We start from the raw sequence: 8,730 nt of genomic DNA, 5'->3' as shown, positions 1-8,730 counted from the left end.
CGTTTCCCGCCGCCAACCGCGACCCTGCCTTCGCCGAGGATCCCGAGACCCTCGACATCAGCCGGGGAGCCGCCGGTCATGTCGCCTTCGGCCACGGCGTGCACCACTGTCTCGGGGCGCCGCTGGCGCGAATGGAGATGCGCATCGCCTTCCCCCTCCTGCTCCAGCGGTTCCCCGGCCTCGCCCTGGCCGACCCGCACGAGCAGGTGGACTTCCGGGTCTTCAGCGTCGTGTTCGGCCTGAACGCGCTACGGGTGACCTGGTGAGCCCACGGGTCTTGGGGGTCGGCACCACCCGCGACGATGACCGGATCACCGCGTGTGGCGAGAACCCGGCGCTCTGGCGATCGCGGCGGGCTTGGTGGGCGCGTCGATGGCGCGACCACGCCCAAGGCGCCGGACGTACGAGCCGGGATTCGTGCCGTCCGCAACCGGCGGACGGCGTCCTGCCCTGAAAGGAGGTGTGGATGATGCGACGCGACCCCATCTGGAGCTGACGAAGTGATCCCGCGGTGGAGTGGTGGCGTCTGCAACGAGGCAGGCGGGTCACCACCCACCGCGGGGAGCCGGCGCCCGCCCGCTCGTGATCTGTCCGGGACGCGACCAGAGCACCACACCAATGGATCTCTGGGCGCGCGGTTGCATCCAAGCGTGGGTCAGCCGGTGACCCAGTCCATGTGTTCGATCCAGTGGTCGAGCAGTGCCCGATCCCCCTGCAGTTCCAGCGTAGGAGCCGCCTCCAGTGGGCGACGCCTGCTGATCACGAGCAGGAGATCGACGGCTGGGCCGCGTACCGCGACGTCCGCCTTGGTGTGCGTGCGCTCCAGCGCGACCATGTCCGGTTCCCGGCGGGCCACCCACTCCCCAGGCGCGTCGGTCGCGTGGAAATGCAGGGTCTGACCGCCCCCGCGCATCGCATCGGCGAAGCCCGGCCTGTTCTCCCAATAGCCGCGGGAAGTCATCGTGTCCAGCCAGTCCTCGATGGCCGCAACGGCAAGCTCCGGCGCCAGCTCGTACCGCATGCCGAGCGCCGCAGCCGCGTCTGCGCGATGGATGCAAGCCTCGCCGAACAGCCGACGTGACCAGAACGGCACGCCTGCGGCGCCGCCCGACGGATCCCACACCGGCGTGTCATCGGAGACCGATGCGAACGCCTGTCTCGCCTCGGCCGCGCCGTCGCTCAGCCAGGCGCGCCACTGGCCCGAATCGGTCGGGCCCGGAACGTAGCCGGCGTACGCTCTGCTCGGGTCGGTCATCTGCTCACCCACGAGCATTGCCACCATACGCTGTGTCCCGCCGACATGGTCGACAAGATCGGCCAGCGTCCACTCCGGACATGTCGGCACCAGGGCCGCCGCATCCCTGCCGTGCACCCAATCGGCAAACGTGCTCGTCTGCTCGACAACGGCCTTCAAATACGCGGATGTGTCCATCGCTGCACCTCCAAGTGCTTTGTGATCTTCCCGTTGGTTGTCGTGATGAGTGGGTCAGTTCGTCTTGCCTTGGCTCCTCGGCCAGGCCGGATCAGCCGGTCGCGGGCCGGTAGCGCAGCCACACGACGCCCGACCGGTACGGGGGTCGCGGCCACCAGTTGAAGGCGGATGGGGCGACGCCGTCAAAGATGCGCGGGCCCGTCGCCCATAGCATGGGATGGACCCGGAGCCAGAACTCGTCGACCAGTCCCTGACGGGCGGGAGCATGGGCGAGCTCTCCGGCGCCGGAGACGATCAACTTGCCGCTGTGCGCGTTCTTCGGCCCCGCCACCGCCTGGTCGAGTTCACCACTGATGAGGGTGCGTTCCATTCCAGCGGCTCCGTCAGTGTGCGCGACGCGACGTATTTCGGCAGGGCGTTGATCCGGCCGGCGAAGCGCCCGAGCACGGGGTCCTCCGTCAGTTGAGGCCAGACGGAGCTGTCCCATCGGGGGTTCTCCGATCCGGCGTTCATGGAGGGGAGCGGGTTGGAAGGCGCCCGCGAACGACGGCGCAGCTCCAGACCCAGGGATGGACAGGCGACGTCCAAGCCGTTCGCCGCTACCCGAACCAGTTCCGTCCCGCCGACGGCCGCACCCGAGCGGCCAGGACCCACAAGTCCACCCGCGGCACCCACAGCCCCAGCGCCGCCGCGTGGTCCGCCGGCTCATGACCCGCCCCGGCAACCTGAGCAGCACCGACACCACTCACCTGCAGCGCATCCTGGAGAGCGGCCCCGGACTTGCGCCACCGCCCGACACGTCCGCGTGTTCGCCCAGATGATGTCCGAGCTCCAGGGACACCACCTCGACGCGTGGATCGCCGCTATCCGCATCGACCTCCTACCCGCCCTCCACGCCTTCGCCAACGGACTCCAACGCGACCACGACGCCGTCCGCAACGGACTCACCCTGCCCTACAGCAGCGGCGCAGTCGAAGGCAGAGTGTGCACACTCAAGTTCCTGAAGAGGCTCATGTTCGGTCGCGCGAACTACGATCTCCTGCGCGCCATGGCTCTCCACAACTGAGATGAGATCACCTAACGTGATTGCTCCCCACTGATCGCGCCCGAGCCGAATATCGAGATCGTTCACACGGCCGCTCGCGCCGCCGTCAACGAAGTCACCGTCACCGGGTAGACCGGCTTCAAAGAAGCCCGGGTCCGACGCCCCATGGCAGTCTAGATGGCTGGCCGGGCCGATAAGGCCTAGTTCTTATACAGCACCATCTGGAGCGGGAGTGTCCAATTGTACTTAACCGTACAGTCCCCTCAGGGTGAGCCGGCCGTCACGTCGTTGACCGGGCTACGGGCGCTTTGCCCGGTCAGGACCCGTACGGCCTCTTCTGCGGCGATGCGCCGCACTGTTGTGATGGCCTGCTCGGAGTAGTAGGCGGCGTGGGGGGTGATGATCACGTTGGGCAGCGCGAACAAGGGGGTGCGCGGACGCCAGTCGCGCTGTTTCGCGGGCTCCTCCTCGAGGTCGTCCAGTGCTGCTCCCGCGATCCATCCCTCGGTCAGTGCCTGGTAGATCGCCGCATCCTCCACGATCGGGCCACGCCCGGTGTTGATGAGGATGGCGGTCGGCTTCATCGTGCGAAGCGTCGTACGGTCGAAGGTGTGGTGTGTCTCGTGGGTGAGCGGCGCCTGGATCACGAGATAGTCGGCGCCTTCCACGAGTTGGTCGAAGGACACCGGCCGCACCTGGCGCGATCGGATCTCGGACTCGTCGAGGAACGGGTCGTGCGCCCAGACCTCAACGCCGAACACCCTGGCGCGTTCGGCGATGAGCTGTGCGATGAAGCCGAAGGACAGCAGCCCGAACACCCGTCCCCGCAGCCGCCAGATCGGCTCCCCGCTCTGCCACTGCCATACGCCCTTCCGGGTCGCCCGGTCGTATACGCAGATCTTGCGGGCGGCGGCCAGCCAGAGCGCGACGGCGTGATCGGCGACCTCCTCGGCGCACCACTCGTTCGGCGCGTTCGTGACCTGGATGCCCCGCCGGGTCGCGGCGTCGACGTCGACGATGTCCACGCCCGTGCCGTAGCGAGCGATCACCCGGCACCGGGTGAACGCGTCGATGGCGCGAGAACCGACCCGAACGTACTGGGTCAGCACGCCATCGACGTCCCGGCCCTTTTCGATCACCTCATCCTCGCTCTTGCACTGCGCGGCGAGCAGTTCGAATCCGGCGCCCTCGACGATCGCGCGTTCGATGTCCACATCGCCGAAGTCGTAGTCGGCGATCATGATGGTGCCTCTGGCGTCAGTGCGAGTCACGGGGAATCCCCTTGGTGTGTACGAGATCCTGGTAGGACAGAGCCAGCTCCAGGCAGCCTCCGCTGTCCAGCTGTCCAACCGTGGAGCGATAGATCTCCTGCCACGGTGTCTGGTTTTCGAATACCGGCGGTGTGTAGTGAGCCCACCGCGCAGCGATCTCCTCATCCGGCAGAAGGACGTCGACGCGTGCGTTGTCCATGTCGATGCGGATACGGTCGCCGGTACGCAGGATGGCAAGATTGCCCCCGGCCGCGGCCTCGGGGCTGGCGTTGAGAATGGACGGTGCATCCGAGGTGCCGCTCTGGCGGCCGTCACCGAGGGTGGGCAACGTGGTGATGCCTCGCCGGAGCAGCGCGGCGGGGGTCTCCATGTTCACGACCTCGGCTGATCCCGGATAGCCGATCGGCCCGGTGTAGCGGATGACGAGGATGCAGCCCTCGTCCAGGCCCAGTTCGGGATCTTCGATGCGGGCGTGGTAGTCCTCGGGCCCGTCGAAGACGACGGCGCGATAGTCGGACACCGCGCGGAGGTCGTCGGTGAGGACCGAGCTCTTCATGACCGCGAAGTCGAACAGGTTGCCCGTCATGATGAGAAGGCCGCCGCGCGCGGCGAGAGACTCGTCGAAGGGACGGATGACCGTCGGGTCGGCGGACGGGGCATCGGCCAGGTTCTCGGCCACGGTACGGCCGGAGACGGTCACGGCGTCGCCGTGCAGGTGCCCTGCCGTCAGCAACGACCGCATGACGGCGGGGACACCGCCGGCGCGGTAGAAATCCTCGCCGAGGAACTCACCGGCGGGAGCGACGTTCGCCAGCACCGGGATGTCGGCTCCGACTCGTTGCCAGTCCTGGATCGACAACGGCACCCCGACGTGTCGCGCGACGGCGTTGATGTGGATGGGCACGTTGGTGGAGGCGGCGATGGCCGAGGCGACCACGATCGCGTTCTCGAAAGCCCGCAAGGTCATGATCTTGCGCGGAGTGAGGTCCTCGCGCACCAGATCCACCGCTCGACGGCCTGTGTCGTAAGCCATCTGCGCTCGCCGGCGATATGGGGCCGGGATCGCCGCGCAGCCCGGTAGGGACATCCCCAGGGCCTCGGCCAGACTGTTCATCGACAGCGCGGTGCCCATCGTGTTGCAGTGACCGATGCTGGGCGCGGAAGCGCACACGCGCGCCATGAACTCGTCGTAGTCGATCTCCCCGGTGGCCAGCAGCCGCTTCGACTGCCAGATCACCAGCCCTGAGCCCGACGCGCCTATCCGCTCGCCCTGGCGATAGCCGTTGAGCATCGGCCCTCCGGACAGGACGATCGCCGGGATGTTCACCGTCGCCGCCGCGGCCAGGCACGCGGGCGTGGTCTTGTCACAGCCCGTCGTCAGCACGACTCCGTCGAGTGGATACCCGTAGAGCACCTCGACCAGCCCGAGGTAGGCGAGGTTGCGATCCAGCGCGGCAGTCGGGCGTTTGCCGGTCTCCTGCAGCGGATGGACGGGGAACTCGAGCGGGATGCCGCCACCGTCGCGAACCCCGTCCTTGACCCGGTCGGCGAGGTCGAGGTGGTGGCGGTTGCAGGGAACGAGGTCGCTCCCCGTCTGGGCGATGCCAATGATCGGCCTGCCGGACCGGAGCTCGGCCGGAGTCAGCCCGAAGTTGAGATAGCGTTCGAGATACAGGGCCGTCATCTCCGGATTGCCCGCGTTGTCCCACCAGACCTGGCTGCGCAGGCCGCCCGTGGCGCGCTCCGGCGACGGCATCAGCTGCTCCTCACTCGGGCGGGCCCGTCCGAGCCGGCCGGATATTCGACAAGCGGCACCAGATCCCTGGACCAAGCCGACATGACCGGTTCGAGGACCCGCCAGGCCTCTTCGGCCTCGTCGGCACGGATGGACAGCGCCGCGTTCCCGAGCAGCACATCCGCCAGCAGCCGGCCGTAGGCAGGCAGTTCGGAGGGAGCCGGCTGCGCGGTGAGGGTGAGCGGGGCGAGAGTGCGGGCGTTGCTGCCGATGCCGGCAAGCGCCAGGGTCATGCTCTCCGGCTCCAGCCCGAAGCGCAGCACGTTGGGCACGGCCTCCTCGTCGAGGCCAAGGGGCAGGTGCGGTACGGGCCGGAAGCGCACTGCGACCTCTTTGCGGTCATGGCCGAGCGCCTTGCCGGAACGGAGCCGGAAGGTCGTGCCGGACCAGCGCCAGCTTTCGAGTTCCAGCTCTACCTCGGCGAAGGTCTCGGTACGGCGCCGCGGGTCCACGCCCTCCTCCTCGGCGTAGCACGGGACGTCGCGGTCGCCGACGCGGCCGGCCAGGTAGCGTGCGCGGTGAGTGCGGCGTACGACGTCGTCGTCGGTGAGCGGGCGCACCGAGCGGAGCACGTCGATCTTCCGGTCCCGCAGGTCGCGTTCGCCGAGGCTGAGCGGCGGTTCCATGGCCACCAGGCACAGCACCTGGAGCAGATGGTTCTGCACCATGTCCTTGAGCGCCCCAACGCCGTCGTAGTAGCCCGCCCGGCCCTCCAGGGCAAGGGTCTCGTCCCAGACGATCTCCACCTCGGAGATGTGCGCGCTGTTCCAGATGGGCTCCAGGACGCGGTTGGCCAGCCGGCTGCCGAGCACGTTCTGGACGGTCGTCATGGCCAGGAAATGGTCGACGCGGAACACCGCCTGCTCGGGCACGACGCCCGTCAGCAGCCGGTTCAGCTCCACCGCGCTGTCGAGGTCTTCGCCGAACGGCTTCTCCAGCACGATCCGGCTGCCCGGCGGCAGGCCGGCGGCGCCGAGGGCGGCGACCACGCCGGGAAAGATCGCCGGCGGGAGGGCGAGGTAGACGGCGACGGACCCGCCACCGGCCACGAGCGAGGCGATGTCGGCGACGTCGGTGGCGTTCGCCTGCCGGTATCGGGCGGAGTCGGCGATCGCCTTCCTGGCCTCGGTGGGCTCCATCACAGCGTGCCGGTCGAGCTGGGCGGACGCCCAGCGGCGGAACTCCTCGTCGGTCCAGCCTTGCCGGTCGGCGCAGGTGAGTTCGAACCGGTCGGCGAGGTGCCCGCCCGCGCGCAGGGCGACCAGAGCCGGCAGCAGATAGCGGGCGTTGAGGTCGCCAGTGGCGCCGAATATGATGAGCCGGTCGATCATGCCGTGCTGCCTGCTTTCGCTCGTGCGAGGTTGACCCCACTGGCGATGATCCCGATGTGGCTGAACGCTTGCGGGAAGTTGCCCATGAATGCTCCCGTGGACGGGTCGATCTGCTCGGGCATCAGCCCGACCGCGTTGGCGCGGGCGCACAGCGACGTGTACAGGTCCTCCGCCCGGTCCTGGTGGCCCTGCAGGATCAGGTTGTCGACCAGCCAGAAACTGCACAACACGAAGGCGCCCTCATCGCCGGGCAAGCCGTCGGGCGAGTGCTCGTGCAGGTAGCGGTAGAGCAGGCCGTCACCGGCCGACAGGCGTTCGGCGATGGCCGCGGTCGTGGCCGCCATGCGTGGATGGTCGGCCGGGACGACCTTGCGCAGCGGCAGCGCGAGCAGGCTGGCGTCCAGGCCGCCGCCGTCGAGGTGCTCGCTCAGATACTGCTTGTCCTCGTTCCATGCCTGGTCCAGGATCAGCCGGCGGAGCTTCTCGGCGGTGGCGCGCCAGGTGGCGATCGGCCCGGACAAGCCGAGCCGCTCACCGATGGTCGCGGCCCGGTCCAAGGCCACCTGGCACATCCCGGTCGAGTAGGTGAAGACCCGGCCTTCGCTGCGTACCTCCCAAATGCCCTGATCCGGCTGCTGCCACGTGTGCGCGGCGGCCTCGGCCAGCTCCGCCAGACCGGACCACAGCGCGGGCTGGAGCTCGCGGCCGGGGAGCAGCCACTGGTCGGCGCAGTCCAGCACCTCGCCGTAGACGTCGTGCTGGCGCTGGTCGGCGGCGCCGTTGCCCCATCGCACCGGCGCCGAGCGCCGGTAACCCTCCAGGTCGGCGTCGTGGATCTCTTCCGGTACGGGGCGGCCGTCAAGGGTGTACATGATGCGCGGATGGCGGCTCTGCTCGAAGGCGTCGAGCACCCAGCCGAGGAAGGCGTCGGCCTCGTCCTCGAAGCCGACGCGGCGCAACGCGAACACGGAGTAGGCGGCGTCGCGGATCCAGGTGTAGCGGTAGTCCCAGTTGCGCACCCCGCCGATCGGTGCGGGCAACGAGGACGTGGGCGCCGCGACCAGTGAGCCGTTGCCCCAGTCGTCGCACAGCTTCAGCGTGATCACCGAGCGTCGGACCAGCGCTTCCTGCGGGCCGCGGTAGCTGCACTTGCCCATCCAGCGTCGCCAGGCCTCGGCGGTCTGCCGCAACATCGCCTCAGGGTCGAACCGGTGATGGCGGTGGGTGCGGCCCCACGACAGCACCACATCGAGGCGGTCGCCCTCCTGAAGGTCGTGCGCGGTGCGCAGGCCGGTCAACGGACGGTTGGAACGCAGATGCAGCCGCAGGTCAGGCCGCCGGGAGACACGCACCTCCAGACCGTCGTAAAGGGCCCGCGCCTGCCCGCCGCCGCGCGGCTCCAGCTCCGCCCGCAGCCGCACGGTGCCGGCCCGCACGACCGCGGACCGGACCAGTTCGCCCCGGCCGCCGCCCGCGTCGTCGCTCAGGTCGGCGCCGGCACGCAGGGCCAGCGCGTCGGTGATCTGGACCAGGCCGGTCGGGCCGCGCAACTCGGTCACCAGCACCGCGGTGTCCGGTTCGTAGAACTGCCGGGCCTCGCGCAGGTCGTCCACGGTCAACGTGAAGTGGCCGCCGCGCTCATCATCCAGCAGGCCGCACAGCAGCGGGTCGCTGTCGAAGCGGGGCAGGCACAGCCACGGGATCGAACCGTCGACGCCCACCAGCGCCGCCGTCGTGCCGTCACCGATGAGACCCAGATTCTCCAGCGCCAGATAGCCCTCCCGGCGGTGCACCGGGCGGAAGGGTGGATCGAGATCGAGCATGCCTTGCCTTCTCCTCCGTGCCGACGTGCACCA

8 protein-coding genes are annotated in these 8,730 nt (G+C 69.1%); 2 read left to right on the top strand and 6 right to left on the bottom strand.

Translation table 11 applies throughout. The features are described from left to right. On the top strand, window positions 1-266 hold a 266-nt coding region (locus tag E1294_RS11145), incomplete at its 5' end, for a cytochrome P450 (RefSeq protein ID WP_132507517.1). A gap of 389 nt (window positions 267-655) precedes the next feature. On the opposite strand, the gene E1294_RS11140 is transcribed toward E1294_RS11145, so the two are convergent. Then, the gene (locus tag E1294_RS11140; protein WP_132507515.1) at window positions 656-1,432 is read right to left on the bottom strand and encodes a maleylpyruvate isomerase family mycothiol-dependent enzyme; all 777 of its coding nucleotides are present in this window, start codon (window positions 1,430-1,432) and stop codon (window positions 656-658) included. A gap of 91 nt (window positions 1,433-1,523) precedes the next feature. Next, window positions 1,524-1,802: a dihydrofolate reductase family protein gene (locus tag E1294_RS11135; protein ID WP_132507513.1), complete on the bottom strand. Its 279-nt coding sequence runs from the start codon at window positions 1,800-1,802 to the stop codon at window positions 1,524-1,526. A gap of 435 nt (window positions 1,803-2,237) precedes the next feature. Here E1294_RS11135 and E1294_RS11130 point away from each other — a divergent pair, with 435 nt between their 5' ends. After that, a complete protein-coding gene (locus E1294_RS11130; protein WP_132507511.1) occupies window positions 2,238-2,498 on the top strand; it encodes a transposase in 261 nt (86 codons plus the stop codon). Window positions 2,499-2,740: 242 nt separating this feature from the next. Here the strand turns inward: E1294_RS11130 and E1294_RS11125 are convergent, their stop codons facing one another. Genes E1294_RS11125 through E1294_RS11110 form a run of 4 tightly spaced genes read right to left on the bottom strand, consistent with a single transcriptional unit; the run spans window position 2,741 to window position 8,697 of the window. After that, a complete protein-coding gene (locus tag E1294_RS11125; RefSeq protein WP_165977222.1) occupies window positions 2,741-3,748 on the bottom strand; it encodes a C-terminal binding protein in 1,008 nt (335 codons plus the stop codon). Continuing rightward, window positions 3,735-5,504, bottom strand: a complete 1,770-nt coding sequence (locus tag E1294_RS11120) for an IlvD/Edd family dehydratase (protein ID WP_132507509.1) — start codon at window positions 5,502-5,504, stop codon at window positions 3,735-3,737. Before E1294_RS11120 ends, E1294_RS11125 begins: the two co-directional genes overlap by 14 nt. Further along, window positions 5,504-6,874, bottom strand: a complete 1,371-nt coding sequence (locus E1294_RS11115; protein WP_132507507.1) for a glucose-6-phosphate dehydrogenase — start codon at window positions 6,872-6,874, stop codon at window positions 5,504-5,506. The genes E1294_RS11120 and E1294_RS11115 overlap by 1 nt, the downstream gene beginning before the upstream one ends. Beyond that, complete coding sequence (locus E1294_RS11110; protein ID WP_132507505.1) at window positions 6,871-8,697, bottom strand: glycoside hydrolase family 15 protein; 1,827 nt, start codon at window positions 8,695-8,697, stop codon at window positions 6,871-6,873. Before E1294_RS11110 ends, E1294_RS11115 begins: the two co-directional genes overlap by 4 nt. Window positions 8,698-8,730: the final 33 nt, after the last annotated feature.

It is taken from the genome of Nonomuraea diastatica (genome assembly GCF_004349015.1).
GTDB lineage: Bacteria > Actinomycetota > Actinomycetes > Streptosporangiales > Streptosporangiaceae > Nonomuraea > Nonomuraea diastatica.
Note: the sequence above shows the minus strand (reverse complement) of the source record. Positions and strands in the feature narration are given on the sequence as shown.